25 protein-coding genes are annotated in these 26,090 nt (G+C 62.8%); 13 read left to right on the top strand and 12 right to left on the bottom strand.

Annotation, left to right across the window (positions count from 1 at the left end; all coding sequences use genetic code 11):
- Positions 1-216 precede the first annotated feature (216 nt).
- The 5 genes from KTR60_RS21910 to KTR60_RS21890 all read left to right on the top strand — a co-directional run bounded on the left by KTR60_RS21910 (position 217) and on the right by KTR60_RS21890 (position 6,469).
- Entirely contained in the window at positions 217-1,140 is a 924-nt protein-coding gene (locus KTR60_RS21910; protein ID WP_044479496.1) for a thiamine pyrophosphate-dependent dehydrogenase E1 component subunit alpha, read from the top strand.
- A 10-nt stretch (positions 1,141-1,150) separates the two neighbouring features.
- Positions 1,151-2,200 (top strand): alpha-ketoacid dehydrogenase subunit beta, encoded by a 1,050-nt coding sequence (locus KTR60_RS21905; protein ID WP_228401258.1) that lies wholly within the window; start codon positions 1,151-1,153, stop codon positions 2,198-2,200.
- Between the two features lie 2 nt (positions 2,201-2,202).
- Positions 2,203-3,720, top strand: coding sequence for a 2-oxo acid dehydrogenase subunit E2 (locus KTR60_RS21900; RefSeq protein WP_228401257.1), 1,518 nt, complete (start codon positions 2,203-2,205; stop codon positions 3,718-3,720).
- Positions 3,721-3,726: 6 nt separating this feature from the next.
- Positions 3,727-5,124 carry a dihydrolipoyl dehydrogenase gene (gene lpdA / locus KTR60_RS21895; protein ID WP_058037826.1) on the top strand — a complete coding sequence of 466 codons (1,398 nt, stop codon included), beginning with the start codon at positions 3,727-3,729 and terminating at the stop codon, positions 5,122-5,124.
- 106 nt (positions 5,125-5,230) lie between these two features.
- Positions 5,231-6,469, top strand: coding sequence for a helix-turn-helix domain-containing protein (locus KTR60_RS21890; protein ID WP_228401255.1), 1,239 nt, complete (start codon positions 5,231-5,233; stop codon positions 6,467-6,469).
- Between the two features lie 10 nt (positions 6,470-6,479).
- Here KTR60_RS21890 and KTR60_RS21885 read toward each other — a convergent pair whose 3' ends face one another.
- Positions 6,480-7,691 (bottom strand): low temperature requirement protein A, encoded by a 1,212-nt coding sequence (locus KTR60_RS21885; RefSeq protein WP_228401254.1) that lies wholly within the window; start codon positions 7,689-7,691, stop codon positions 6,480-6,482.
- A 192-nt stretch (positions 7,692-7,883) separates the two neighbouring features.
- On the opposite strand from KTR60_RS21885, the gene KTR60_RS21880 reads away from it, so the two are divergent.
- Positions 7,884-8,108: a flavin reductase gene (locus KTR60_RS21880; protein WP_228401253.1), complete on the top strand. Its 225-nt coding sequence runs from the start codon at positions 7,884-7,886 to the stop codon at positions 8,106-8,108.
- Between the two features lie 11 nt (positions 8,109-8,119).
- Positions 8,120-8,410, top strand: a complete 291-nt coding sequence (locus KTR60_RS21875) for a hypothetical protein (protein WP_116057988.1) — start codon at positions 8,120-8,122, stop codon at positions 8,408-8,410.
- A gap of 9 nt (positions 8,411-8,419) precedes the next feature.
- Here the strand turns inward: KTR60_RS21875 and KTR60_RS21870 are convergent, their stop codons facing one another.
- A complete protein-coding gene (locus KTR60_RS21870; RefSeq protein WP_007733454.1) occupies positions 8,420-10,837 on the bottom strand; it encodes a lysylphosphatidylglycerol synthase transmembrane domain-containing protein in 2,418 nt (805 codons plus the stop codon).
- 210 nt (positions 10,838-11,047) lie between these two features.
- Between KTR60_RS21870 and ppk2 the strand changes: the two genes are divergently transcribed.
- On the top strand, positions 11,048-12,013 hold the full coding sequence (gene ppk2 / locus KTR60_RS21865; RefSeq protein WP_003940295.1) for a polyphosphate kinase 2: 966 nt from the start codon (positions 11,048-11,050) through the stop codon (positions 12,011-12,013).
- A 13-nt stretch (positions 12,014-12,026) separates the two neighbouring features.
- On the opposite strand, the gene mgrA is transcribed toward ppk2, so the two are convergent.
- Positions 12,027-13,058 carry an L-glyceraldehyde 3-phosphate reductase gene (gene mgrA, locus KTR60_RS21860; RefSeq protein WP_007733451.1) on the bottom strand — a complete coding sequence of 344 codons (1,032 nt, stop codon included), beginning with the start codon at positions 13,056-13,058 and terminating at the stop codon, positions 12,027-12,029.
- Between the two features lie 324 nt (positions 13,059-13,382).
- On the opposite strand from mgrA, the gene KTR60_RS21855 reads away from it, so the two are divergent.
- The gene (locus tag KTR60_RS21855; RefSeq protein WP_042451182.1) at positions 13,383-15,659 is read left to right on the top strand and encodes a SulP family inorganic anion transporter; all 2,277 of its coding nucleotides are present in this window, start codon (positions 13,383-13,385) and stop codon (positions 15,657-15,659) included.
- A 5-nt stretch (positions 15,660-15,664) separates the two neighbouring features.
- Here KTR60_RS21855 and KTR60_RS21850 read toward each other — a convergent pair whose 3' ends face one another.
- From KTR60_RS21850 to KTR60_RS21840, 3 genes are read right to left on the bottom strand one after another with little or no spacing between them, the layout of a single operon-like run.
- Positions 15,665-17,008 (bottom strand): sensor histidine kinase, encoded by a 1,344-nt coding sequence (locus tag KTR60_RS21850; RefSeq protein WP_003939972.1) that lies wholly within the window; start codon positions 17,006-17,008, stop codon positions 15,665-15,667.
- A complete protein-coding gene (locus KTR60_RS21845; RefSeq protein WP_003939853.1) occupies positions 17,005-17,709 on the bottom strand; it encodes a response regulator transcription factor in 705 nt (234 codons plus the stop codon). The genes KTR60_RS21850 and KTR60_RS21845 overlap by 4 nt, the downstream gene beginning before the upstream one ends.
- Positions 17,710-17,749: 40 nt before the next feature.
- Entirely contained in the window at positions 17,750-18,325 is a 576-nt protein-coding gene (locus tag KTR60_RS21840; RefSeq protein WP_003939888.1) for a TetR/AcrR family transcriptional regulator, read from the bottom strand.
- Between the two features lie 89 nt (positions 18,326-18,414).
- On the opposite strand from KTR60_RS21840, the gene KTR60_RS21835 reads away from it, so the two are divergent.
- Positions 18,415-19,410, top strand: coding sequence for an ABC transporter permease (locus KTR60_RS21835; RefSeq protein WP_228401252.1), 996 nt, complete (start codon positions 18,415-18,417; stop codon positions 19,408-19,410).
- Here KTR60_RS21835 and KTR60_RS21830 read toward each other — a convergent pair.
- A complete protein-coding gene (locus KTR60_RS21830) occupies positions 19,407-19,784 on the bottom strand; it encodes a DUF952 domain-containing protein (protein ID WP_125051812.1) in 378 nt (125 codons plus the stop codon). The two genes, KTR60_RS21835 and KTR60_RS21830, sit on opposite strands and share 4 nt — an antisense overlap.
- A gap of 76 nt (positions 19,785-19,860) precedes the next feature.
- Here KTR60_RS21830 and KTR60_RS21825 point away from each other — a divergent pair, with 76 nt between their 5' ends.
- Both KTR60_RS21825 and KTR60_RS21820 read left to right on the top strand, forming a co-directional pair.
- The gene (locus KTR60_RS21825) at positions 19,861-20,448 is read left to right on the top strand and encodes a TetR/AcrR family transcriptional regulator (protein ID WP_047270920.1); all 588 of its coding nucleotides are present in this window, start codon (positions 19,861-19,863) and stop codon (positions 20,446-20,448) included.
- A 10-nt stretch (positions 20,449-20,458) separates the two neighbouring features.
- On the top strand, positions 20,459-21,805 hold the full coding sequence (locus KTR60_RS21820) for a cryptochrome/photolyase family protein (protein WP_228401251.1): 1,347 nt from the start codon (positions 20,459-20,461) through the stop codon (positions 21,803-21,805).
- 4 nt (positions 21,806-21,809) lie between these two features.
- Here KTR60_RS21820 and KTR60_RS21815 read toward each other — a convergent pair whose 3' ends face one another.
- The 3 genes from KTR60_RS21815 to KTR60_RS21805 form a co-directional block, all read right to left on the bottom strand.
- Positions 21,810-22,178, bottom strand: coding sequence for a VOC family protein (locus KTR60_RS21815; protein WP_228401250.1), 369 nt, complete (start codon positions 22,176-22,178; stop codon positions 21,810-21,812).
- Positions 22,179-22,334: 156 nt separating this feature from the next.
- Positions 22,335-22,781, bottom strand: coding sequence for a hypothetical protein (locus tag KTR60_RS21810; protein ID WP_125051810.1), 447 nt, complete (start codon positions 22,779-22,781; stop codon positions 22,335-22,337).
- A 134-nt stretch (positions 22,782-22,915) separates the two neighbouring features.
- Positions 22,916-24,154: an MFS transporter gene (locus tag KTR60_RS21805; protein ID WP_063315920.1), complete on the bottom strand. Its 1,239-nt coding sequence runs from the start codon at positions 24,152-24,154 to the stop codon at positions 22,916-22,918.
- 113 nt (positions 24,155-24,267) lie between these two features.
- Between KTR60_RS21805 and KTR60_RS21800 the strand changes: the two genes are divergently transcribed.
- The gene (locus tag KTR60_RS21800; RefSeq protein WP_007733425.1) at positions 24,268-24,858 is read left to right on the top strand and encodes a TetR/AcrR family transcriptional regulator; all 591 of its coding nucleotides are present in this window, start codon (positions 24,268-24,270) and stop codon (positions 24,856-24,858) included.
- Here KTR60_RS21800 and KTR60_RS21795 read toward each other — a convergent pair.
- The gene (locus tag KTR60_RS21795; protein WP_125051808.1) at positions 24,816-25,436 is read right to left on the bottom strand and encodes a GNAT family N-acetyltransferase; all 621 of its coding nucleotides are present in this window, start codon (positions 25,434-25,436) and stop codon (positions 24,816-24,818) included. The two genes, KTR60_RS21800 and KTR60_RS21795, sit on opposite strands and share 43 nt — an antisense overlap.
- Positions 25,437-25,493: 57 nt before the next feature.
- Positions 25,494-26,078, bottom strand: a complete 585-nt coding sequence (locus KTR60_RS21790) for a TetR/AcrR family transcriptional regulator (RefSeq protein ID WP_125051806.1) — start codon at positions 26,076-26,078, stop codon at positions 25,494-25,496.
- Positions 26,079-26,090 lie beyond the last annotated feature (12 nt).

Genomic DNA, 26,090 nt, shown 5'->3' with positions numbered 1-26,090 from the left:
AGCTGCAACCCTTCGTAACTCCCGGCAACCTCACGCAACTCTTTCCCTTCGCCCGTGACCTGCACGACACTGCATGGCGACGAGTGATCGAGAACGAGGAGTGTGACTGTGGTTCAACGGACGGCGCAGAAGCCGACAACCCCAGGATCGAAAAAGACCGGCGCCAAGCCTCATTCGGGGCTGGACCGGGATGCATTGCTGAAGGCGTACGAGAAGATGTCGCGCATCCGCGCGTTCGAGGATCGATTGCACGAAGAGAATGCAACCGGTGACATCCCCGGCTTCATTCACCTGTACTCGGGCCAGGAAGCCATCGCGGTGGGAGTGTGCGAGAACCTGAGCGACGCCGACTACATCGGATCCACTCACCGCGGTCACGGGCACTGCATCGCCAAGGGCTGCGATCTGAACGGCATGATGGCCGAGATCTTCGGCAAGGACGACGGCCTGTGTCGCGGTAAGGGTGGGTCGATGCACATCGCCGACCTGTCCGTGGGAATGCTGGGTGCCAATGCGATTGTCGGCGGAGCCCCGTCGTTGGCGATCGGCGCTGCACTGAGTGGCAAGACACTTCGAAACGGCGTCATCGCAGCGTCGTTCACGGGAGACGGTGGATCCAACCAGGGAACCGTCTTCGAGGCGATGAACATGGCTGTGGTGCTGGATCTTCCGATCGTCTTCGTGATCGAGAACAACGGATTCGGTGAGGCCACCGGAACCGACTACGCGGTGGGCGCACCCGACATCGCCGCCCGCGCTGCATCCTTCGGAATGCCTGCCGTCAAGGTGGACGGCACCGACTTCTTCGCGGTCTACGACGCGATGGCGGAAGCATCGGAGCGAGCCAGGACCGGCGGTGGCCCTACCACGATCGAGGCGGCCGCATTCCGTTGGCACGGCCACTTCGAGGGTGACGCGCAGCTGTACCGCACGGCGGAACAGGTTGCGCAACTGCGGGAAACCAAGGATCCGCTCAAGAATTTCCGTAGCAGTGTGGATGCGAAGAAGGTCAGCACCGCTGATCTGGACGCGGTGGACGAGCAGTCGCGAGTGCTGGTGGACGAGGCGGTAGCGAAGGCGCGCGCCGCAGCGTACCCACCAGTCGAAAATCTGCTGACCGATGTCTACGTGTCGTACTGAGGAGCCCGAGATGACAAGCGTGGAAGCCGAGAACGTGTCGAAGAAGACCTACCGCGAGGCCGTCAAAGAGGCCATCGCTCAAGAAATGCAACGAGATCCGAGCGTCGTCCTGATCGGTGAGGACGTACGCGGTGGGCATGCCGGTACCAATCCCGATCTGGAGACGAAGAAGATCGAGGCATTCGGCGGTGTCCTGGGTGTCACCAAGGGATTGTGGACGGAGTTCGGATCGGAGCGTGTAATCGATACCCCGATCACCGAATCTGCGATCATCGGAATGGCTGCCGGAGCCGCACTGACCGGACTGAGGCCGGTCGCCGAACTGATGTTCATGGACTTCTTCGGAGTCTCCTACGACGCGCTCTACAACCAGGCTGCCAAGTTCCGCTACATGTTCGGTGGCAAGGCCAGAACTCCGCTGGTGGTGCGAGGCATGATCGGCGCCGGTTTCTCTGCCGCTGCGCAGCACTCTCAGTCTCCGTACAACGTGTTTGCCGCGGTGCCTGGCCTGAAAGTGGTCGCGCCGTCCAACGCCTACGACGCCAAAGGCCTTCTCATCCAGGCTATCCGGGACGACGATCCTGTTGTGTTCTGTGAGCACAAGGTGCTCTACGACCTCAAGGGCGAGGTGCCGGACGAGCCGTACGCGATTCCGTTCGGCGTCGCCAACTACACCAGGCAGGGCGACGACGTCACGATCATCGCTTTGTCCGCAATGGTGAACCGCGCCAACGACGTAGCAGACAAGCTGGCCGCCGAGGGTATTTCGGTCGAGGTCGTCGATCCTCGTACCGTCTCACCATTGGACGAGGACGGCATCCTCGAATCCGTCGCATCGACCGGACGCGTCGTGATCGTCGACGAATCCGCCGCCCGCTGCGGTTTCGGGCACGACGTGGCCGCGCTGATCGCCACCAAGGGATTCACCTACCTGAAAGCGCCGATCGAACTGATCACGCCGCCACATACTCCGGTTCCGTTCTCACCGACCCTCGAAACTGCCTGGCTGCCTGACGCTGCGCGCATCGAAGAGTCGGTTCGCAAGCTGGTGAGAGCCTGATCATGGCTGACATCAAAGCTATCGACATCCCCAAATGGGGGCTCTCCATGGAGGAGGGGTTGGTCAACGCGTGGCTCATCGAGGAAGGTGACTCGTTCACCAAGGGCCAGTTGATCTGTGAGATCGAAACCAGCAAGATCACCAACGAGTTGGAGGCGCCGTTCGACGGTGTTCTCCGCAAGATCGTCGGCATACCGGGGCAGACTCTGCCCGTCGGTGCCGTGATCGGTGTGTCCGCCGATGCGTCCACGACGGATGCGGAGATCGAGCAGTTCCTCGCCGCTCGCGGCGCAACCGCGCCGGCGGAAGAGCCGGCACCGTCACCAGCTGCCGAACCGGAGGCTCCCGCGACACATACGGCTACACCCGCTGCGAAGGTGGTTGTTGCAGCGAAACCTGCACCAACCGGTTCCACCGTCGTACCGAGTGTTCTGCAGGGCACGACGCAGAGCGACGTGTTTGCGAGTCCTCGAGCACTCCGACGTGCCGAAGCGCTCGGAATCGATCTCGCCGCCGTAGTGGGTACCGGTCCCCTCGGGCGGATCAGTGTCCGCGACATCGACGACGCGATTCGTGACGCCGGTGGCACTGTTGCGCCGGTAGTGCCGGCCGCGAGATCCGGCCTCCCGCTGCGATCGACCGCCGACGACAGTGCCGTGCCTGCCACCCCGGTCGCACGCAGAACTGCCCGATCACTGGGCGTCAACCTGCATGACTGTCGTCCGACGGGTTCGCGGGGGCGCGTCTGCGTCACCGACGTGCACGACGCCGCTCGTTCCGCGCAGCTCCTGCCGGAGGCGGCGGCTGAGACCGAATCTGTTGCGGCCGAACCCGAGTACGACACAATTCCTTTCACCCCCATGCGATCGGCAATCGCCGGTAGGTTGCAGGCGTCCAAGCAGCAGGCACCCCATTTCCGGCTCACCGCAGACCTCGAGCTCGATGCGCTTCTCGCTCTGCGCAAGGAGATCAATTCGACCGTCCCGGCGGTCAAGCTGTCGGTCAACGACTTCATCGTGAAGGCTTGCGCCGCTGCACTGATGAAGGTGCCGGACGTGAACGTCCAGTTCGATGCCGCGAACGACTCGGTTCTTCGATTCGCGTCGGCGGATGTCTCGGTGGCAGTTGCACTTCCGACCGGGCTGATCACGCCCATCGTGCGTAGCGCGAATACCAAGTCGTTGGCGGACATCTCGGGTGAGGTGCTCTCGTTGGCCACCAAGGCGAAGACCGGCAAACTTCGTCCCGAAGAATTCCAGGGCGGAACCTTCACGGTGTCCAACCTCGGCATGTTCGGGATCAAGGCATTCGACGCGATCATCAATCCGCCCCAGGGAGCGATCCTTGCCGTAGGTGCGGGGGAGAAGCGCGCGGTGGTGGTCGGTGACAGTGTTTCTGCCCGGACCGTGATGACCGTGACCCTCTCGTGCGATCACCGGGTTATCGACGGAGCCCTGGGTGCGACCTTCCTTCGGGAGCTCCAGCGCTTTGTCGCTTCTCCCGCGCTGATGTTGGTGTAAGGGGCTGTGGTGGAAAACAATACGTCGCATAAGTACGACGTTCTTGTCATCGGTGGCGGCCCCGGTGGTTACGTGGCGGCGATCCGGGCTGCCCAGTTGGGGTTGAGCGTCGCGCTGGTAGAACGTGATCGCCTCGGAGGTATCTGCCTCAACTGGGGTTGTATCCCCACCAAGGCGATGCTGCACGGCGCGGACGTCGCGCATACCTTGAGTGAACTCGACACATACGGATTCAGTTCGGCGTCTGTCCAGTTCGACATCTCGAAGTTGGTGTCGTTCAGCCGAGGGGTTTCGGAGAGGTTGTCCGGCGGTGTTGCCTATCTGATGAAGAAGAACGGCGTCGACGTCATCTCAGGCGCCGCTAAGTTGGTGGACAAAGGCGTCGTATCCGTGGGAGGACAGACGTATCGAGCCGACCACGTGATCATTGCAACCGGTGCCCGGCCGCGTTCGATTCCCGGCGTTGCCCCCGACGGTGATCGGGTATGGACCTACTTCGACGCGCTCGTCCCGAAGGAACTGCCGAAGTCGCTGCTCGTGATCGGGTCCGGCGCGATCGGAGTCGAATTCGCCAGCCTGTACCGCGATCTCGGAACCGAGGTGACCATCGTCGAGATGGCACCACACATCATGCCGGTCGAGGACGAAGAGATCTCGGCCTTCGTTCGCAAGCAGTTCGAGAAGCGTGGCATCACGATTCACACCGGAGCCTCGGTGTCGGCGGTGACCGTCGGCGACGACGCCGTCCAGGTGAATGTGCAGACGAGCGACGGTGTCGAGTCGTTGACCGTGGACCGGGTGTTGGTGGCGGCCGGAATCACCGGCAACGTCGAGGATCTGGGGTTGGAGGCTCTGGGCGTCGAGATCGAGCGCGGTGCGATCGTCACCGACCAGTGGTGCCGTACCAGCGCTTTCGGGATCTATGCGATCGGTGACGTCGCGGGCGCTCCATGTCTGGCGCACAAGGCAAGCCACGAAGCTGTCCTGTGCGTCGAAAAGTTGGCAGGCGTGCCCGACGTTCATCCGCTCGATCGCGACTACGTTCCGGGGTGCACGTATGCCCGCCCACAGGTGGCGAGCCTGGGTCTGACGGAGAAGCAGTGCGCCGGTACTGGTCGCGCGCTGCGGGTCGGACACTTCGACCTGCAGGCGAACGGCAAGGCACTGGCGATCGGCGAGGCCGAAGGCTTCGTCAAGACGATCTTCGACGCCGATACCGGGGAACTTCTCGGCGCGCACATGGTCGGTCCGGATGTGACCGAGCAGATTCAGGGTTTCGGTATCGCTCGATCCCTCGAAGCCACCGGCGAGGATCTCGCCGAGGTCGTGTTTGCTCATCCGACGCTCTCGGAGGCAATGCACGAGTCTGTGCTCTCGGCGCTGGGGAGACCCCTCAACGCGTGAGCACCGTTCGCGTGCGTGAACGCCGTCCTTTCGTTCACGCACGCGAACAACTCTGCAACCGGGTGCAACGCTCGCTTTCGATGACCCCGTCACATAGGACTGGAGTGTGATCGGCGAAACGAATCGACTCGAACCGGCCCTGGCCAGTGGTGAAGACCCGGCGCAGTACGCACGTGTTCTCGAATCCGTCTACGAAGCAACGATGTCGGGACGCAAGCCGCCTGCGCGTCCGCGCTCCGTCATCGCGAATTCGTGGTCGCGTTTGCGTGCGCTCGGACTCGATCCGGACCGGTGCTCGATCACCGAGACGGGCCGCGAATCCGAGATCGAAGAAGGCAGACGCGCAGCCGGCATGGCGGAGATCTTCGACGAGGCGGTGCACGGTCTGGCACCACTCGTCGGCCCGGACGACGCGAATCTGATCGTGGTGGCGGACCGCTACGGACGTATCCTCTGGCGACACGGGTCCAGTCGAATGTTGGATCGGGCCGAACGGCTCGGGATGATCGAGGGTGCGTCGTGGACCGAGGAAGCTGTTGGTACCAACGGGATCGGCACTTCCTTGGCATCAGGTTCGGCAGTGCAGGTGTTCTCGGCCGAGCACTACTCGCGCTCGCAGCATCCGTGGACCTGCTCCGGGGCGACGGTTCGAGATCCGCGTAGTCGCCGGGCCATCGCCGTCGTGAACGTCGCCGGCGCAGCAGACACGGTCCACCCGTCGACTCTCGCTCTGGTGGACAGTGTGGCCAGGCTGGCGGAATCCGCACTGCGGGAGAAGCATCGAATCGGATTGGATCAGCTCCGGATGATCTCGGCATCGACGCTGGCTCGCGCGAGTCAGCCGACTGTGGTCGTGGACCGCAGTGGCTGGGTCGCGGCGGTGGACTCGATGGCGCCGATCTACAGAATCGCACTGCCGAAAGTGATGAGCAGCGGCGAGCATTGGCTCCCGTCGCTCGGACTATGTGTGTGCGAGCCGCTTCCGGGTGGTTGGCTCATCCGCCCTCAGATGGATCCGGCGTCCGGAACGGTTTGTGCCGAAGTCGAATTGGATGTGCAAGATCCGAATGCGATGGAATTGCGGTACTCCTCGGCAATGGGGAGCTGGAGCATCGACCTCAGCCCGCGCCATTCGCAGATCCTCGTGGCTCTGACACAGGCGCCCGAGGGCCTCACGGCCTCGCAGCTAGCCTCACAGTTGTTCGGCGATCCGCGCAAGACGGTGACCGTCCGGGCCGAGATGTCGAGGTTGCGTAAGCGATTGGCCGGAATCCTGTTGGCTCAGCCCTATCGCTTCGACCCGGCGGTGAGGGTAAAAACCGCCCCTACTGTGCGCCTTTATTAACCGCGGGGGGTTAATAAAGGCGCACAGCAGAGCGGCGCGAACGCCGCACCTGCGCGTACTCGTAGCCGTTCTGCCAGGTCACGGTGGCCACCAGCACCCAGATGATCCACGTGGCGCTCATGTGCGTGCCGACGATGCCCATGACGATGGGGATGGCGGTGCACGGGAGCGCCCAGCCGAGCAGCCACCGTCGGTCCGATCGCGCGAACAGCCCTGCCACCAGGCTGATTCCGAAATAGACTGCGATGCTTCCGCACGACAACCACCGCAGGTTCGCGGGCGTGTGCTCCGCACCGTGTTCGGTTGCCGCTCCGAGCCCCGCGACCAGAACCGCGATAGCGCCGGTGGTGAAACAGTGCAGCGCCATGTCGATGCGAGCGGGAAACTTCTCGGGCTGCAGGTGCGGAACACCGGCGTGGCCGTAGAGAAGCGAGAGTGCCCACATGCCCGAGAGCAGGACAAACGATCCGACTGCGAGGCTGACCACCGTCGAGTCCCAGGTGAGCTTCGAGGCCGCAGAAATCACGAGGATCACACCCTCGCCCAGCACGATGATGACGTACAGGCCCAAGCGCTCGGCAAGGTGAGCCCGATCGGAGTGCAGGGCTTCGAGTTCGGGCATCCGGTCGTCCTTGAACCCCCGAACCTTGATGATGCGGTCGAGCTTTTCCTGCGCGTCTTCCATGATCGCGCTGCCGGAGACGACGAACATGATCATTAGGTCGATGGTCACACCGGCGGTCCAGAGCCAGAACCGAGTTTCGCCCTCGAACCAGAACGAGACGATCCACGGGATCACACCGAGAGACATCTGGGCGATCGGCCAGTCCACGACTATCTGGCCGTTGTGCCACACCCGACTCGCCAGCAGACGTACGGCCACGTATGCGACAGCGAAGGCCAGCGCATGGTTGTCGTGGATGCCGGCCACGGCCGCCATCATGACGGCCAGTCCGAACATGGCGATCAGCATGCTCGGAATTCGGACCCGGTCGCCGGCAACGTTGCCGTACATCGTGAACGTCGCCCACGCGGTCCAGAACGCGAGATAGAGCAACGCGTAGAGCGCGACATCCGACCACGACGGCGAACCGTGGAGCAGGTGAGCCAACTGACCGATACCGGCAACCACGACGAGGTCGAAGAACAATTCGATCCACGACGCGTGTCGCTCGAGCACCGCCTTCTGCTTCGAGTCTGGTTCATTTCCGAGTTCCGACATACAGCTCAGTATCGGCTATCGGCATCAACAGTGCTGGTAGGCGGCGAAGTTGTCCGTTTTTTCGAAGTAGTGTTTATGCTGTCCGCGCTCACGCGCGCGCCGTCAGGGAGGGGCATGCGAAGGCGCAAGTCGACGCCGTCGACCACATGACAAAGAAGTACGCACAAGAGTTGGCAGACAAGGGCTGACATCGTGAATGTCCCACAGGGCAACCGGGCGTTGTGTTTTCGAGAAGCCATGGCGCACGTGTGCTCACCGAGACTGCCGGACGCTCCCATCTGGATCATGTGCACCGTGGACGGTGGTGATCACAAGATCGTGACAGGATCGGTGGACGAGGTCGAGCATCGCGAGTCGAATCCACTGACCTACCACCGGCGTGTATTCGGTACGCACGCACCGATGTCAGTGCTCTAGGAAGGAGAGCCATGTATGTACTGGTGGACGACGGCCGCGTCAGCATCCACGATGTGGACAACCTGAAGGACTTTCACGTCGAGGTGAGTGCCGACATCTCCGAAGCCGAACTGGACGAACTCTTGCGCCTTCAGGATTACGGATACGTCAGCGGTGGTAGTGCATTCATCTCGGTAGCCCGCGTTCGCGAGAGCACCACGGACGTCGAAGGTGTTGCCGCGATGGTCGACTACGCCCAGAGCAAAGGCTGGGTGGACGAGGACGGCGAAGCACTGCAGGCTCACGTCGTTCGCCAGAGGTAGCGGAACGGCTCAGACCATGTCGTTCTTCTGCAGCCATCGCAGCGTCGGCCAACCGCAGAACACCGGGAGCCAGCAGGTCAGCACTCGGTAGAGCAGGACCGACGGGACCGCGATACTTGCCGGCAGTCCGAATGCGGACAGACCACCGATGAGGGCGGCCTCGACGGCTCCGACGCCACCCGGTGTCGGAGCCGCCGAGGCGAGCGTCCCACCGATCATCGTCACGATGGTGACGGTGATGAACGTCGTTCCGCCGCCGAATGCTTCGACGCTCGCCCACAGAGCCAGGGCGGCACCGAGAGTTGTTGCGGCGCTGCCGCCCACGATGATGAGGAAGCGGGTCGGGTTTCGCGCGAGTTGGCTCAGTTCACCCAACACCTCGGTGATCTGAGGACGCAGATCGTCGCGCAGCCACCCACGGAGTTTCGGGATGAACATGAATGCACCGAGAACTCCGAGCGCGACGCCGCCCGCCAGGTACAGAACAGTGGATCCCGGGATGAAGTGCGAGAGGTTCGTATCACGTCCGGCGACGATCGAGAAGAAGATCAGCAAGCCGACGTGGGTGACCACCTGAACCGTCTGTTGCAGCGCGACTGCGGCCGTTGCGCGGACGGTACCGAGCCCGCCCTTCTGCAGGAACCGCACGCTCAGCGCGAGCCCGCCGACTCCGGCCGGAGTTGTCGTCGCCGCAAAGGTGTTGGCCACCTGCATGATCAAGAGGTTGCGGTAACTGACCATCGACGACGCACAGGCCCACAGGGCCGCTGCCGCGCCGACGTACGTCAGTGCGGAGACGCCGAGGCCGAGCAGTGCCCACCACCAGTTGGCCGTCTTCAGCTCGGTGATGAACGCGGGGACCTGGCTGATGAAGGGGTAGGCGACGTAGACCAGACCGATGAGCAGAACGAGCTGGATCAGCTGGTTGCGACTGAATCGGGTGACCTGTGCGGGAGCGACCTTTTCGATCCCGTTCTTGGCACCGACCTCGTCTCGGATCTCGGTCATCAGTTTCGCGGAATCCGTGACCGTCCGCCGAATTCGGTTAGGCAATGCAGCGGTGGTCAATCGGCCGGAGGCGGCGAGAATCGTGTCTGCGCCTTGCGCTCGAATCGCGGCGTCCACCGCTGCATCGACCCCGAACAATGATGCGGTGGCGAAGAGAAGTTGTGCGTTGTCGGACTGCATCTGAACTTCGGTGGCGCCGAATTCGGAGTACGCGTACCCGCCGAAGAGGATGGTTCCGCCTTCGACACGAATCTCGGAAGCGCGCAGGTCGCCGTGCGCCATCTGGTGCACGTGAGCGGTATGCAGTGTTTGCCACAGCGCGTCGATCAGTTTGGTGGATTCTTCCTCGCCCGCCTGGTTCTCGACGGCGACGGCAAGGGGGATGCCACGAGGACTCGGGCGCGCGTACATCTCCCACCCGCGATCGAGTACCGAGATTGCGACGGCCTTGGAACTGGCCAGACCGATGTCGGCGAAAGCGATACCCATGAGCGCTCGGTGTTCGACGGCGCGACGAAGCGATCCGTAGGGCGGCGGAGTTTCACGGTTACGGAAAGAGATCCAACGGAACGTCTGTCGAATTGCTCCGCTGCTTCGCTGGTTCTGTCCGTACAACTCGACGACGAGTTCGTCGAAAGGTTCGTCGTCCGGTGCTTGGTCGATGGCTGCGGACATGACAAGAGGCCCGATTCCCGAGGGACTCACGACGCGGAATGCGGTGACGCGGTAACCGCGCCGCGCGAGTACGCGTACTGCCGAGTCCAATGGCACTTCGAGGGCAGGGGTGCCGACGGCGAGAACGATCACCGCGCCGATCAGGTAACCGACGGCGAGACCCAGCATCGATCGTGCGGGAACGATCGAGCTGACGATCAGATGGATGGGAGCGAAGAGCAGAAGCAGCGTCCACCAGGCTCGTCGCCACTTCTTCGGAAGCCACGGGCCCGAGACGGTGAGCACCGCCGCGAGCATCGCGATCCATCGCGGATCGTCGAGGAATTGAGACAGGAAGGTGGCGTCGAGTCGGTCCGGCACGTCGAGGTGCCATTTCGGTGCCGCCAGGCCTGTTCCGGTGAAGGACAGCGCGACACCGGCGCACAGTCCGGCGGCGGCGTATCCGGCCAGCAACTTCCACCGGCGCCCGACGATCAGACCGATCAGGATGGCGAACGGTAGCGCCAGAATTGCGATGCCGTAGAGCAGGTACACAGTGTCGGACAGGCTCGGCGAGAGAACACCGACGATGTTGGACACCGACGTTTCGAGGGCGTCCCACTGACTTCGAGTGATCAGAGATCCCGCGATCACGCCGCCGAGCAGCACAGCAGCGATCGCAACCCGCATGATGTCGCTCGTACGGCGGTGCAGTGGTGGCAGGAGGCTTCCCGTTACCGGGATCTCCCGTCCGTCTACTCGCATCTCGCCAGAACTCTCTTCTCTCGGGGTTACCGACCGTCTCAGTTACCTCGATCAAGGTACCGCGTGAGGGTTCGGCGACTGGGAAGCCGGACCTGTCGTTACCTCCTCGATGCCAAGCAACATTCTCTTCGGACCCGCGGGAGCGGGCTTCGGCGCGTAAAATTCACTTTCCGGACGTTCGTTCATTTCGACGACAGGGAGTGCGTATTCATGAGCCCCGACGCCAGCGGTGTGGACGGTCGGGTTCCTGACCTGCCGACCCCGTCGACCAGAATTTCCGTCACCGAGGATTACGCGGCCGAGATCGACGAGCTGTCGAGTCTCAAGCACAAGCTCGGCGTGCTGGAGCCTTCGGAGTTCGCGGATGCCTGGAAGCAGGGCTATCCGTACGAGAAGAAGATGTCGCGTCGCGAGTACGAGCGGAAGAAGCGGCGTCTGCAGATCGAGTTGCTCAAGCTGCAGCTGTGGGTCAAGGAAACCGGTCAGAAGGTGCTCATCATCTTCGAAGGTCGCGATGCTGCCGGTAAGGGCGGGTCGATCAAGAGATTCACCGAGCATCTCAATCCCCGTGGAGCCCGCGTGGTCGCGCTCGAGAAGCCCACCGACATCGAGCGGACGCAGTGGTATTTCCAACGCTATGTCGCACACCTACCCAGCGGCGGCGAGATAGTGATGATGGACCGGTCCTGGTACAACCGCGCCGGCGTCGAACGAGTGATGGGTTACTGCACGCCGACGCAGTATCTCGAGTTCATGAGAGAGACCCCGGACTTCGAGCGGATGCTCGTCAACTCCGGGATTCATCTGCACAAGCTGTGGTTCTCGGTCAGCCGCGAAGAGCAGTTGGCGCGGTTCGCGGCCCGCCGAACGGACCCGGTGCGTCAGTGGAAGCTCTCACCGACCGATCTGGCTTCGCTCGACAAGTGGGACGACTATACCCAGGCCAAGGAAGCCATGTTCTTCTACACCGATACCGGGGATGCGCCCTGGACGGTGATCAAGAGCAACGACAAGAAGCGCGCTCGCCTCGAGGCGATGCGTCACGTGCTCGCCAGCTTCGACTATCCCAACAAGGATCACCGGGCTGTCGGTACTCCGGATCCCTTGATCGTCGGGCCGGCGTCGGCCGTATTCGAAGAGGGCGAGCACGTGAACGTGGAGTTGCCTCAGCTCTAGCGCAGGTGATCGCTCAGATCGAACTGGCCTCTGCCCACAGATTGATGCCGCTGTCCTTGGCGTGCTGATCTATGGAGGCCAGTTCGGCTGCGCTGAATTCGAGATTGTCGAGCGCGCCGACGTTGGCTTCGAGTTGGGCGACACTGGACGCACCGATCAGTACCGAGGTGACCCGCGAATCGCGGAGTGCCCAGCTCAGTGCCAGCTGAGCCAGCGACTGGCCGCGGTCTGCCGCGATGTCGTTGAGCGCGCGGATGTGGGTGAGAGCGTCGTCGGTCAACCACGACGGATCCAGTGACTTACCTTGAGCTGCACGGGAATCCTCGGGGACGCCGTTCAGATAGCGATCGGTGAGCATGCCTTGAGCGAGTGGTGAGAACGCGATGACGCCGACGCCGAGATCGTCGACAGCCGACAGCAGGTCCTGCTCTATCCAGCGGTTCAGCATCGAATAGCTCGGCTGGTGGATCAAGAGCGGAACCCCCGCAGCGGCGAGCAGTGCGGCGATTTCACGGGTGCGCTCCGGCGAGTACGAACTGATACCCGCGTACAGGGCCTTGCCCTGCTGGACAGCGCTGATCAGGGCGCCTGCGGTCTCGTCGATCGGAGTTTCGGCGTCAGGGCGATGGCTGTAGAAGATGTCGACATAGTCGACGCCGAGTCGTCCGAGCGACTGATCGAGGGACGACAGCAAATACTTGCGGGACCCACCGAATCCGTAGGGGCCGGGCCACATGTCCCAGCCGGCTTTGGACGAGATGACCAATTCCTCGCGGTACGAAGAGAAATCCTCACGCAGGATCCTGCCGAAGTTCGTCTCGGCGCTTCCGTACGGGGGTCCGTAGTTGTTCGCAAGATCGAAGTGGGTGATTCCGAGATCGAATGCCCGCCGCAGAACTGCGCGCTGGTTCTCGATCGGTACGTCGTCGCCGAAGTTGTGCCAGAGGCCCAGCGAGATGGCCGGGAGTTTGAGACCGCTCCGACCGGTTCGGCGGTACGGCATGGCTTCGTAGCGGTCCTGCGCGGCGACGTACTGATCGGACATGGTGCCTGCCTTCACATCGTTGTGTTTGCGGTTGAGCGTTCACTCCCGACCATTATCGCCGACGGCGCTCAGGTGTGCCGGCCGCTGGAGGTGTGTCAGTCAAAATGCTTGCGGTTTAAAGCAATTCGATCGATCTTTTGGACCGATGTTCAGGTTCGAGTCACAGTGCCGGGCGGCGGTGACGTCGACCACGTCTGGGCTCGCATCTAAGGGAACGGTAAGGAATCGCGGTTACCATGGTCACAGTCGATCGGCGATACCGATCGCCGATTCGCTTCGAGCATGTTGCCCAGCAGCCGGATCCGGGGTCCGGCGAGGAGATCTATGTCGACGCAGTCCGTAGTGCACGCACAATCATCCGCAGACGAGAGCGTCGTGGGGGATTCGTCTCCGCCGGGTGGTGGAAGCCGGCGATATCTCGAGCAACTGATCAGATACGACGTGCCGGCGTCGCTGGTCGTATTCCTGGTGGCGCTTCCCCTGTCATTGGGAATTGCGATCGCCTCCGGGGCGCCGATCATGGCAGGTCTGATCGCCGCAATCGTCGGCGGAGTGGTGGCCGGAGCTGTGGGAGGTTCACCGCTGCAAGTCAGTGGTCCCGCAGCCGGCCTGACCGTGGTGGTCGCCGAACTGATCGGCAAGTTCGGGTGGAAAGTCACCTGCCTGATCACCGTCGGCGCCGGAATTCTGCAGATCGTGTTCGGGCTCAGCCGAATTGCCCGTGCGGCGCTGGCTATTGCTCCAGTGGTGGTGCATGCGATGCTCGCCGGTATCGGCATCACCATTGCGCTACAACAGGTTCACGTGTTGTTGGGTGGAAGCTCGGCCAGCTCGGCGCTGGACAATCTACGGCAGTTGCCCGCACAGATCGGTGCCTTGCATGTCGAGGACCTGATGATCGGACTCGTCGTCATCGCCACCCTTCTCGGGTGGCGCTATCTCCCTGCCGGTGTCCGCAAGGTTCCGGCGGCGTTGGTGGGCATCGTATTGGCAACTCTCGCTTCGCTGGCGCTGCCGATCGACGTCGAGCGTATTGCTCTCGACGGATCTTTGCTGGACTCGATCGGACTCCCCGCTCTGCCCGACGGCCAGTGGCTCGGCGTCGCAACCGGCATCCTCACCATCGCCCTGATCGCCAGTGTGGAGAGTCTGCTCTCGGCCGTGGCCGTGGACAAGATGCACTCGGGCCCGCGGTCGAACTTCGATCGCGAGATGCTCGGCCAGGGCACCGCGAACATGGTGTCCGGGGCCATCGGCGGCCTTCCGGTCACCGGGGTGATCGTGCGCAGTGCGACCAATGTCGAGGCCGGGGCGAAGTCCCGCGCGTCGTCGATCATGCACGGCCTGTGGATTCTGCTGTTCTCGGCTGCGCTCGCCGGGTTGGTCCAGCAGATTCCGAAGTCTGCACTGGCCGGACTGTTGATTGTCATCGGTATTCAACTGGTCAAGCTGGCGCACATTCGGTTGGCGCGACGGACCGGTGATCTGTGGGTGTACGGCATCACGGTGGTCGGCGTCGTGTTCTTGAATCTGCTCGAGGGCGTCCTGATCGGGTTGGCGCTGGCCATCGCCCTCCTGGTGTGGCGTGTCATCCGCGCAACTGTCACCGCAGAAGAGTTGGGCGACAACGATTCCGGGAAGTGGCGCGTCCTGGTCGAAGGCTCGTGCACCTTCCTGGTGCTGCCCAAGCTGACGTCGGTGCTCGCCGGACTCCCACCGCGGTCGGACGTCACCGTCGAGCTGTCTGTCGACTTCCTCGACCATGCCGTCTTCGACGTCATCGAAGAGTGGGCGAGGCAGTACGAGTTGGCAGGTGGTTCGGTGGTCATCGACGAAGTCGGCTCGGTGAGTATGGAGAGCGCGACCACCGGTCCGCCGAAGCGCGGCGCCGCAGTCACCGACCTGCGCGGCTTGCTCGCGCCGTGGGGCAGTTGGCAACCACAGGCTTCGGGGAGGAATCTGAGCAGCCCGCCGGCCTTGCGGCCCATTCTCGACGGGGTGTCCAACTATCATCGCCATCGCGCCGAAGCGATACGGCCGCACATGGATCAGTTGCGCGACGGGCAGAACCCCGACTCTCTTTTCCTTACCTGCGCAGATTCGCGAGTGGTGCCGAACATCATCACGAGCAGTGGCCCCGGCGACCTGTTCACCGTGCGCAATGTCGGAAACCTGGTTCCTGCCGGCGGCCGCGATACGTCGGTGGAAGCGGCACTGGCCTTCGGGATCGACGAGTTGGGTGTCAGCTCGGTGGTCGTGTGCGGACATTCGGGCTGCGGCGCGATGCAAGCACTCCTGACGAACGGTTCGTCGGAATCGGGAGTCGTCGGGGAATGGCTGCGGCATGCGGAGACGAGCTTGCAGGCCTATACGAGTGGCCATCCGGTCGCGCGTGCTGCGGCCGAGGCAGGTTTCTCGGAGGTCGATCAGCTCGGAATGGTCAATGTCGCAGTCCAATTGCAGACTCTCGAACGCCATCCTCTCGTCGGTCAGGCCCGTGTGGATGGTCGCCTGCGTATCGCCGGACTGTTCTTCGACATCGGCTCGGCTCGGGTCATCGAAGTGACAGCGTCAGGGATCGGCCAGTTGATCGAGACCTGAAGGGGCTATTCGGGTCCGGGCTGATCCCTGAGTTCGACCAGCAGGCGAGCCCCGCCGAGTGGACTGTCGTGAAATGTCGTCCGTCCGCCGTGCAGGGCCGCCTGCTGCGCCACCAGCGCCAGGCCCAAACCGGAGCCTGTCTTGCCTGCCGTCGATCCGCGAGTGAAGCGCTCGAACACGCTCGAGCGTTCCTCGGCCGGTATTCCGCAACCGTTGTCGTCGATCGTGATCGTGACGGTGTCTGGTGAATCGGCCGGGCGAGCGAGGGTGATGCGCACCGCGCTCGCGCCGCCGTGGCGGACTGCATTGGTGATCGCGTTGTCGAGGATCAACCGGATTCCGCCGGGAAGGGCCCGGATGCAATAGGGGAGTGGGGAATCCACCGTGACGACGCCGACGTCCAGCCCAGGATGATGTCGGCGTGCGTCGTCGGCAGCGATGTCGCAGACCTCGGTCAAATCGGTGTCCTTGAAATCCTCGGCCGTCGAGAGTTCACCCTTCGCCAGGCGCTCGAGGTCTCTCAGAGTTGACTCGACGCGGCCCTGCGCGCGGGCCAGATCTGTGAGGATCTCGCGTCTTTGTTCGTGATCGAGGTCGTGAATGGACAACACTTCGATGTCGGTTCGCATCGCTGTCAACGGAGTTCGGAGTTCGTGAGCCGAGGCGGACGCAAAATCTCGGGCGGCGGCAAGGGCGGAGTTGGTTGCGGCTTGCGCTCGAGCGACGTCGCTGAGCATCGATTCTGCTGCTGCGGCAAGCTCGTCCGCTTCACGGATTCCGGAAACCTCGGTGGCGAGATCGGGATCGCGCCTGGCGATCCGGCGGGTCAACTCCACGAGGGGGCGCACCGCCGGGCCACCGAACAACCATCCCAACGCAGCTGCGGCCGCTACGGCCCCGACGCCGAAGAATGCAACCTGTCGCTGTTGGTCGACTGTGATGTCTCGCGCTTCGGCATAGGGAACCGCCAGCGAGACAAGGGCATTGATCCCGTCGGCCTCGGCGGTGTATGCCCGGTACTTCGTACCGTCCACGTCGACGGTCGCCGAGCCGACCGGTAGTTCGGGCAGTCGCGTCGGGGTACTGGATTTGACGGTTCCGTCGGTGTCGGAGCGGATGGTCACGGAAAAGGCGCCGCCGTCTCCGAACGCGCCGAGAAAAGGTCCCGCTGTAGCCGCATTGGCCACGATGACCGTCGATGCCGTCTCCAATCGACGGTCCAACTGCGCCAAATTGTTTCGTGCGATAGCCAGTGCAACGACCACACCGAGAGCGATGACGATGAACGTCGCCCCCAGTGCCGCGGCCGCGGCAACGCGAGTTCGTAGTGAGAAGCGGCGACGCTTCACGGGTTCTCCCGAAGCACGAACCCGACGCCGCGAACGGTATGCAGCAGACGAGGTGAACCGCCGGATTCGAACTTTCGACGCAGATAGCCGATGAAGACGTCCACGACGTTCGTGTCGGCGACGAAGTCGTAGCCCCACACCAGTTCGAGGAGACGTTCGCGAGTGAGCACGATGCCGGAATTGTGTGCGAGCACTTCGAGTAGCTCGAATTCGCGTTTGGTGAGCGGTACTTCCTTGCCGTCGACACGAACCCGGCGACCGGAGAGATCGATGTCGAGGTTTCCGACCCGCAGGGTATTCGTACCCTCGGAGTGATCGCCGGCCGGAGTGTTGCTGCGACGGAGCATTGCGCGGATCCGGGCAACCAGTTCGGCAAGAACAAACGGTTTGACCATGTAGTCGTCCGCACCGGATTCGAGCCCGGCGATGCGATCGTCGACCGAGTTGCGCGCACTGAGCACGCAGATCGGGATTTCGTTGCCGGCGGCACGAAGTGCCGTCACCACACCGGTGCCGTCGAGCACCGGCATGTTGATGTCGAGGACTACCGCGTCCGGTCGCTTGTCGGAGATCACTCGGAGCGCGTCGGCGCCGTCCACCGCCGTCAGTACGGTGAATCCCGAGAGCCGCAATCCGCGTTCGAGTGAGGTCAGGACGTCTGCGTCGTCGTCGACTACGAGGATTTTCGGTATCTCGGTCACAGCCCCATTGTGCCTTGCCTGGTACGTCGGGTTTCGCCGATCAGACCGGCAAGTCGGTACCGTCCGGACGCAGACCGGCCATGAACACCGCGACCAACCGCGGGACCAGGTTCGGCATGGCCTCGTCGGACAACTCGATTTGCGGGCGCGTCAGTTTGGCCAGAGCCATGACGAATTCGAGCGGTTGCAGATCGGCGCGAACCAGTCCGGCGCTCTGAGCGGCGCCGATCGTCGCGGTCATCTTCGTTTTCGTCACCTCACGCACCGCCAGAACTTCGGGCGCCAGCTCGGTGAAACTGCGTTCCACCAGTGCAGGAATGAGCGCACCCAGGCGCAGTTCCACGAGGCGGTCCACCAGCGTGTGCCACGCGTTTGCCGGATCGGTGGACATTGCCGTGAGTGCGATGTCGGCAGCCTCGCGGACATCGGTCAGTGTTGCGACGGCGACGGCGGTCACGAGGTCCTCGCGCGTCGGAAAGTTTCGATACAGCGTGGCGATGCCCACTTTCGCGAGTTCTGCGACTGCATCGAGCGGCGCGTCGTGCCCGCGTTCGGTGAACACCGCTCGTGCGGCGTCGACTATTGCGTTTCTGCGTTCACGTGCATCGGCTCGCACATCCACCTCCGGTATTGACAGTTCATCATAACCGGAGGAATATCTTCCACAAATAGTGGAGGAAAAACTTCCACTTAGGGAGGGTAGTTATGAACGCCGAAGTTGAAGCACAGGACCGCAAGAAGTTGGTGGCTGTGGTGTTGGGCTTGTCCGCCGTGATCGGGCTGATGCTGCTTGCCTTCGTACTGCCCTCGGTCAACAGTGGCCCGCACGAACTGAAGTTGGGCATCGCCGGTCCAGTTGCGACAACCGAACAGATCAGCACCTCGCTCGAGGCGAGTAAGCAAGGCGCCTTCGATACTCGAGAATTCGCCGACGCCGACGCCCTGCGTGACGCGATTCGGAATCGCGACGTGGTCGGCGGAATCGCCGTTGATGCCAACGGTCCTCACGTGTTGATCGCGACTGCAGGCGGAACCCCGATCGCCCAGACCCTGACCGGGGTGGCCAACGGCCTCTCGGAGGCCTCGGGGGCAAAGGTTCCCGTCGAAGACGTTGTGCCGTTGACGGCGGACGACCCGACCGGTGCTGGGCTCACGGCATTGGCCTTGCCCTTGGTGTTCGGCGGAATCATGCCCGCTGTTGTTCTCGTGCAACTGTTTCCGCGCAGCATCGTCAAGCGAGTGTTGGGCGCTGCCGGCGTCGCGATGGTCGCGGGTTTTGCACTGACTGCCATTCTGCAGTTCGGCACCAACAGTCTTGACGGAAACTACCTGCTCACCGCGCTCGCACTCACCATGGGCATGTCGGCCATCTCGCTTCCCATTTTGGGGCTCGAATCCCTGCTCGGGATGAAGGGGTTCGCGTTGGGCGCCGTCACGATGATGTTCATCGGAAACCCACTCTCGGGGATGGCGACAACTGCCGCGTGGTTGCCCGCAGGCTGGGGCGCATTGGGGCAGCTGCTCCCACCTGGCGCCGCAGGAGCATCCGTCCGTTCGATGGCGTTCTTCGACGGCCATGGCGCCACCACGCCACTTCTGGTGCTGGTGTGCTGGATTGCCGTCGGGATCGCGCTGTGCGTGGCTGCCGGCCGGAAGAAGGCGTCTGCGCCGGTTATCGAACCGGAGGCTGCGCTGGTCTAGCCGGCGCAGCTTGCGTACGGGGTCAGGTCGGGAATCGGCCAGACCCCGTCAACGCGTTCCACGGCCAGTTCGGCGACCACGGTGTCCTCGTCCATCGGTAGAGGTCGGAGGATTCGGGGCTTTTCCGCCTCCCATTCGACGTCGATGCCCGCGGAGGTCAGGGCGTCCTGATCGATGACGGCGACGACCAGCGGCAATGTGAGGTCGCCGAACGCCAGATCGAGCACCGAAGCGAGTGCGTCCGGGGTCGTTGCGCGAATGAATCCTGCCTCGTCGTAACTGATTCCGCGCGTCGAGACCTCGTACTCACCGAAACGCTTGCATGCTTCCCAGTCGTCGGCGATGGCGACGTGGACGAGTCGTTGTCCGGTCATGCAGTGCTCCTGTAGTATTCGAATTAATGAAACGTCAACGTAGCATTAATTCACCGGCACGGTAACAGGGGACTTGATGGAGCAACCGCGCAGACGTGGGAGAACCAGTGACGCCGAGCGCGCCGAACGACGCAACGAGATTCTCGACGTCGCTGTCGACTCGTTTCGAGATGTCGGGTTCGCCCGAACTACCATCGAGGGCATTGCCACGGTGGCCGGCGTCGCCAAGCGCACCGTGTACAGCTACTTCGGCGACAAGTCTGCGGTCTTTGCAGCTGCGGTTGCGCGTCAGCACGCGTACGTCGACAATGCCGGCGAGGGCCAGTCCGACCTGCTCGCCGCTGCAGTGGACATCGTCATCGCCCTGCACAGCGACAACTCGATTGCGCTGCACCGCATGATGATCGGCGAGGCAGTGCAGTTCCCTGAATTGGCCGCAGCGTTCTACGAATCCGGCCCGGCCAAGTCGATTGCCTTTCTGGAGAAGATATTGATCGATCAGCACGGCCAGAAGGCTGCGCTGTGCGCGGATCAGTTGTACACCTTGCTGCTCGGGGAGGAGCACCGGCGGCGACTGCTCGGGCTCACCTCCGAGCCGACAGCCGAAAGAGCGGCGCAACTGGCGGCCCGCGCGGTGGGATGCGTTCTGAGATCTGATCGGTAGGCTCGACTGGGTGAGTAACTCTGTGATCTGGTTTCGACGCGATCTGAGGGTCGGTGATCTTCCGACTCTGACTGCAGCGGCGGATGCCGGCGGACAGACGTTGGGTTTGTTCGTCCTCGACGAGAAGTTGCTCGGACCGGCAGGCTCACCCCGCCAGAATCAACTGTTCGCCAACTTGTCGGCACTCGACAACCAGCTCGACGGACGATTGATGGTTGTTCGAGGTGATCCGGCAGACGTGGTGCCCCGCGTGGCGGAATCCGTTGGCGCCGAAGAAGTTCACATCAGTGCCGACTACGGGCCCTACGGCCGACGGCGCGACGCGGCCGTGGCCGAGAAGGTGGAGTTGATCGCCACCGGGTCACCATATGCCGTGGCGCCCGGACGCGTCACCAAGGCGGACGGTGATCCGTACAAGGTGTTCACGCCGTACTTCCGTCAGTGGATGGATCATGGTTGGCGGGGCCCCGCGTCGACCGATGCGGGGACGGTCCGTTGGTTCGATCCGAGCGAGAAGGACGGTGGCCCGCGCCGGGTGAGTATCCCCGCGCCGTCCGGCACCGTCAGCGATGTCGTCGGTGAGGCCGGTGCGCTCGAACAGTGGAAAGAATACTGCGAGAACGATCTTGACCGGTACGACGACGAACGAAATCGACCCGACCTCGACACCACGAGTCGGATGTCGATCCCGCTCAAGTACGGCACGATTCATCCGAGAACCATGTTGGCAGATCTCTCCAAGCGACTCGGAGACGGCGTTCAGGCGTACCGTCGCCAGCTTGCTTGGCGAGACTTCTACGCAGACATCCTGTTTCAGCGCCCCGACAGCGCGCGGAAGAACTACGACGACAAGTTCGACCGTTTACGTCACGACGGGGGAGTCGACGCAGACGCCGCCTTCACGGCCTGGTGTGAAGGCAAGACCGGCTTCCCGATCGTGGATGCCGGCATGCGGCAACTCGCCGCCGAGAACTGGATGCACAATCGGGTCCGAATGATCGTCGCGTCATTCCTGGTGAAGGACCTGCACATTCCGTGGTGGCGCGGCGCACGGTACTTCATGTCGCAACTGGTGGACGGTGACTTGGCCTCCAATCAGCACGGGTGGCAGTGGACTGCCGGGTCGGGTACGGATGCTTCGCCCTTCTTCCGCGTCTTCAACCCGATCATGCAAGGGGAGAAGTTCGATCCCGACGGCACATACGTCCGTCGGTGGGTCCCCGAACTTCGCGATGTTCCCGGGAAGGCCGTCCACTCGTTGAAGGCGATGCGCCCAGTCGACTACCCGGACCCGATAGTCGATCACGCGCACGAGCGTGAGGAGGCCTTGCGCCGGTACGGCGAGATCAAAGGCTGAGTGCTCAGTGATCTGCGGGCGCTACGCGGACGCGGTTTCCGTCCAGATCTGAAATGACAAACGTCAGACCGAAGACATCTTCGTTGGGTTCTTCGACGACCTCGACTCCCTTGGCCACCCACTCGTCGTGGATCGCCCGAATTTCGTTGCTCCCGCCGTCGACCAAGATGACGACTTCGAAATTGCGCGGTGTCGCGGGATCGAGGTCGCGGGACTTGCCGCTCCACAGTGCAAGGACCACACCGCCGCCGAGGTCGAAGGTCATGTACCGAGGGCTGAGGACCTCAGGCTTCGCGTCGAACAATTCGCCGTAGAACGCTGCTGCGGAGGCGGCATCGCTGACGTAGATCAGAAACTGGTTGGGTAGTCGCACTGTGGTTTTCCCTCTCCCGTTGATGTTCGGGCCACCGGCAGCGGGGCGTGTGCCTGGTCGTGCGGGGCTGCGTTCAACAATCCCCGCGCGCCGGACGAATGTCCAAGAACAAGTGCGTCTGAGAGGCAGATGGATTACTTATGACGACTGCCGCAGTCACACCGCACTGAGGTGGTACCCGACGCTCAGGTTCGGGTAGTAGCCGTCGATGTAGCTCGAGATGAAGTAGTGATCAGGGTCGGTGGTGCGAGTTCCGTCGGTGTCGAACTGCGGATAGTCGTTGGCCGTGAAGACGGCTTGTCCGCCGTCGGGAGTGGAACAGACGACGTCGACCGTCAGGCCGCGCGGGTCCTGGTTGTATGCCGTGACGATCTCGGTCTCGTGAGGCGCGAGCGACTGGCGTGGGCTCTGCATCCACTGTCCGTAGGGGTTGTCGGCGCCTTCGAGATGAATTGTCTGTTCGGTGTCGTTGCTGATCGTCATCGTGATGCTGTTGCCGGTTGTGGGAAGGGTTCCGGCACTGGCGATTCCGCTCAATCCCAAAGTGAGGGCGCCGGCGGCCAGAGCTGTGATTGCGGCAACTACGTAGCGTGGGTTCGTCATCGTCGGTGTCCTTTGTCCGGGTGAGCGTTCGGTTGGCTCTCTCGAAGACAACTATGTCGGAGCAGATCGATGTCGTATGTCCACTCCCCGGACCCTGTGCAGGCGGAACGGTGTGTCCACCGATCGGGGGACACCTACTCCGACACCGAGACGGCTTCGACCTTTCGCTCGCCGGTGACCAGCAGTCCGATCAGTGCGGCCGCCGCGAGCACCATGACGAGTGCTCCGTAGCCACGCGTCGTATCCACCAATCCGACCTTGCCGACCAGGTAGCCGGCCAGCAAGGCGGGAAGACTGTTGGCCAGATATGCGATGACGTAGACGGTGGACAACAAACCCGCGCGTTCGTGGTTCTCGGCCAGCGGCATGACGGTGAGGATAGTTCCTTGGAATCCTGCTCCGAAGCCGATACCTGCAACAGCCGTACCGACCAGAATCAATACGGCAGAGGATGTTTCAGCACCGATGAGTGTGACGGCCACCCCGAGCACCAAGGCGGTGGTTCCGATCAGCATCACGGTCCGGCCGCCGAGTTTGCGGAAGGTGAGTACTGCTGCCGCTCCGAATCCTGTCAGTGTTGCGACCATGACGGCACCGATGAGGGAGCTGTGAACGTCAAGTGCGTTGCGCGCCAATGCAGGTCCGAGTGAGAGGTAGAAACCTCCCAGCGCCCAGACCGCGATCAGGCACGGTGCGGTCAGGGCAATCATCGTGCGCGCCTGACGAGGAACGGCCAGTGTGGGGCGCAGGGACTGCCAGGCTCCGGGGCGTCCGCCCGAAGTCTCGGGAGCGGCCCATACTCCGAAGATCTCGAGAATGACAAGCACGAGAAGGACCAGGTAGACAGTGCTGGTGGGCCGGGGCAGGTGCTCGCTGATGAGGCTCGAACCCACTGCTCCGACTGCAAGCCCCATCGTCGGAGCGACGCTGTTGATGATCGATCCTCGGCCCGGAGTGCGTTCGAGGTCGATCAATGCCGAACCCAGAGCGCTGATTGCAGCGCCGGTGGCAACACCCTGTACGACCCGGGCGATGAGCAGGATGGTCAAACCGTCGGCCGAGGCGAACAGCGCGAGCGAGACTGCCTCGAGCGCGAGTGCTCCGAGCAGGACCGGGCGCCTGCCGATGTGATCGGACAGGGATCCGGCGGTCAGGAGCGTGGCGAGCAATGCGAGAGCGTAGATGCCGAACACGAGCGTCGACGCGAGCGAGGAGAATCCCCACAACTGTTGATAGTGCTCGTACAACGGTGTCGGGGTCGCGGATGCGCCCAGGAACGTGGCGATGATGACGGCGATGAGTGTGAAAGCGACGCCTCGCCCAAGGCGTGGGCGTGAAGTGCTCTCGGTCTGTGGTGAAACGGTCGTTGTCATTGTCGTAGCGCTTCCCGTGCGGGTGGTGAAGACTTCAAACGCAAATACTTTGCGTTTGGGACGCTACGCCTGGCCGTAGCCTAATGCAACATCTTTGCGTTAGTATTGGATTTATGAGTCCGTCCGCAGGTCCGCGCCCCGGTGGCCGTAGTGCGCGCATCCAACAGGCCGTGCATGCGTCGGCGCGCAAGTTGTTGGAACAGCGTGATCGAGCCGAGATCACGGTGCCGATGATCGCGACCGATGCGGGAGTGACCCCGTCGACCATCTATCGGCGGTGGGGTGACATCAACGAAGTCTTTGCCGACGTCTCGATCGAGAGATTGCGCCCGGACGCCGACCCGCGTGAAACGGGCTCGCTCCGAGGGGATCTGACGATTTGGGCGCAGGAGTACCTCGAGGAGATGTCTGCGCCTGTCGGTCGTGCTTCGTTGCGTGACGTGTTGATGAGCGACGATCAGACGCATGCACCGGACGGTACGAAGAAGTTCAAGTGTGCCTTCTTCTGTCGGACGCAGATCGACGTGATCCTCGCGCGTTGGCCGGAAGCTGCCGGCGTGGATGGTGATTCGGTGGTCGACCATGTAGTGGCGCCGATCATCTACCGAATTCTGTTCGACCTCGAACCGGTCGTGCCGCAGCGAGTTGCGGAATTGGTGGATCAGACGCTTGCCCTCGCGGCGCGGGTCGTTGCCGAAGGCTGATCGCTACGTAGTCGGGCGTGGACGTGCATGTCGTGCCAGCCGTCGGCGTGCCTGGCGGAGCTTCGTCGAACACCTTCTTCGCTGAACCCTGCTTTGGTGGCGACTCGGCACGATCGTGGGTTGTGGATCGAGTGCTCGAGTTCCAGTCGATGAAACCCTGCTTCGCGGAATGCCCACTCGGACAGTGCGGTTACAGCCTGGGTGCACAGTCCGCGGCCGCGCGCCGCTGGGGTCACCCAATACGCGAGCTCGGCAGTGCCGTCCCACAAATTCACCCCCTTTGCTGCGATTCGACCGAGGAGTTCATTTGTCTCGGGAGCGGCGATCGCCCAATGGCATTCGGATTCGCTTGCCCACCCGTCTCTCCACTGGGTGAGCCAACCCCGTGCTTCGTCGATCGAGTCGGCGCGGCGGATGTGCCAACGCTGAATCGACGGATCGCGAAAGGCTTCCATGACGGCCGGTGCGTCGTCGCGGGTCCAGGGTCGGAGAATCGCGAAAGTCCCGACGTGGATCGAGGGTTGGTCCATCCCCTCGAGAGAGCCAGTGGCGATCGCGGGCGTAGTCAACTTGGGCACGTGAAGCATCATCGCCTACCCGCCTGATGGCGGGCAATGGCGTGAGCTTTCCGGTCATTATCCCTGCCACTCTGCGTTCAGTCGGCGCGCAGATTCCAGAGTTGCGATCGCCTCTTCGGTGTCAACTCGTGCGAGTACCAATGCACTTACCGTGCAGGAGAGAAGGATTCGAGTGCGATCTGAGAGCGTGGCGTCTGTCTCGGTTGGAAACGCGGCGTGTAATCCACTGTTGATCGCGTCGGCGAGCTCTCGGCGGTAAGCGCGGATCACTGCGGCCATCGCATCGTCGTGCGCGCCGAGTCCGGCAGCCGTATTGAGAAGTAGGCAACCGCGCCGAGGTGAGTCGGCGGTCATGGTGCCGATCGCGTGCGCAAGCGAGGAAAGGTAGTCGTCGACGGCGTCTGCCCCGGGATTTGTCGTGAGGCTGCGCAGACGTGGCCGGATGACATGGTCGAGGTACAGCTGCACGGCGGCGTCGAACAATCCGCGCTTGTTGGTGAACGAGTTGTAGAGACTTGACCGACTCAGCCCCGTCGCGGATTCGAGGTCGCCGAGTGAGGCACCTTCGTATCCGCGTGCCCAGAAAACGTCCAAAGCGGCAGCGACCACGGCTGTTGTGTCGAATTCTTGTGATCTGCCCATCAAAGCCTCGCT

This window comes from Rhodococcus sp. C1 (assembly GCF_020809065.1).
GTDB classification, from domain to species: Bacteria; Actinomycetota; Actinomycetes; order Mycobacteriales; family Mycobacteriaceae; genus Rhodococcus_F; species Rhodococcus_F qingshengii.
This window is presented reverse-complemented; position numbering and strand designations above follow the sequence as displayed.

Excerpts from the sequence above, each read along its gene's own strand:
- KTR60_RS21885 (WP_228401254.1), bottom strand. The coding sequence starts at position 7,691 with ATGTCGGAACTCGGAAATGAACCAGACTCGAAGCAGAAGGCGGTGCTC.
- ppk2 (WP_003940295.1), top strand. The coding sequence starts at position 11,048 with ATGAGCCCCGACGCCAGCGGTGTGGACGGTCGGGTTCCTGACCTGCCG.
- KTR60_RS21830 (WP_125051812.1), bottom strand. The coding sequence starts at position 19,784 with ATGACCGGACAACGACTCGTCCACGTCGCCATCGCCGACGACTGGGAA.
- KTR60_RS21855 (WP_042451182.1), top strand. The coding sequence starts at position 13,383 with ATGTCGACGCAGTCCGTAGTGCACGCACAATCATCCGCAGACGAGAGC.
- KTR60_RS21875 (WP_116057988.1), top strand. The coding sequence starts at position 8,120 with ATGTATGTACTGGTGGACGACGGCCGCGTCAGCATCCACGATGTGGAC.
- KTR60_RS21810 (WP_125051810.1), bottom strand. The coding sequence starts at position 22,781 with ATGACGAACCCACGCTACGTAGTTGCCGCAATCACAGCTCTGGCCGCC.
- KTR60_RS21835 (WP_228401252.1), top strand. The coding sequence starts at position 18,415 with ATGAACGCCGAAGTTGAAGCACAGGACCGCAAGAAGTTGGTGGCTGTG.
- KTR60_RS21900 (WP_228401257.1), top strand. The coding sequence starts at position 2,203 with ATGGCTGACATCAAAGCTATCGACATCCCCAAATGGGGGCTCTCCATG.
- KTR60_RS21800 (WP_007733425.1), top strand. The coding sequence starts at position 24,268 with ATGAGTCCGTCCGCAGGTCCGCGCCCCGGTGGCCGTAGTGCGCGCATC.
- KTR60_RS21790 (WP_125051806.1), bottom strand. The coding sequence starts at position 26,078 with ATGGGCAGATCACAAGAATTCGACACAACAGCCGTGGTCGCTGCCGCT.
- KTR60_RS21910 (WP_044479496.1), top strand. The coding sequence starts at position 217 with ATGTCGCGCATCCGCGCGTTCGAGGATCGATTGCACGAAGAGAATGCA.
- KTR60_RS21905 (WP_228401258.1), top strand. The coding sequence starts at position 1,151 with ATGACAAGCGTGGAAGCCGAGAACGTGTCGAAGAAGACCTACCGCGAG.
- KTR60_RS21825 (WP_047270920.1), top strand. The coding sequence starts at position 19,861 with ATGGAGCAACCGCGCAGACGTGGGAGAACCAGTGACGCCGAGCGCGCC.
- KTR60_RS21870 (WP_007733454.1), bottom strand. The coding sequence starts at position 10,837 with ATGCGAGTAGACGGACGGGAGATCCCGGTAACGGGAAGCCTCCTGCCA.
- KTR60_RS21805 (WP_063315920.1), bottom strand. The coding sequence starts at position 24,154 with ATGACAACGACCGTTTCACCACAGACCGAGAGCACTTCACGCCCACGC.
- mgrA (WP_007733451.1), bottom strand. The coding sequence starts at position 13,058 with ATGTCCGATCAGTACGTCGCCGCGCAGGACCGCTACGAAGCCATGCCG.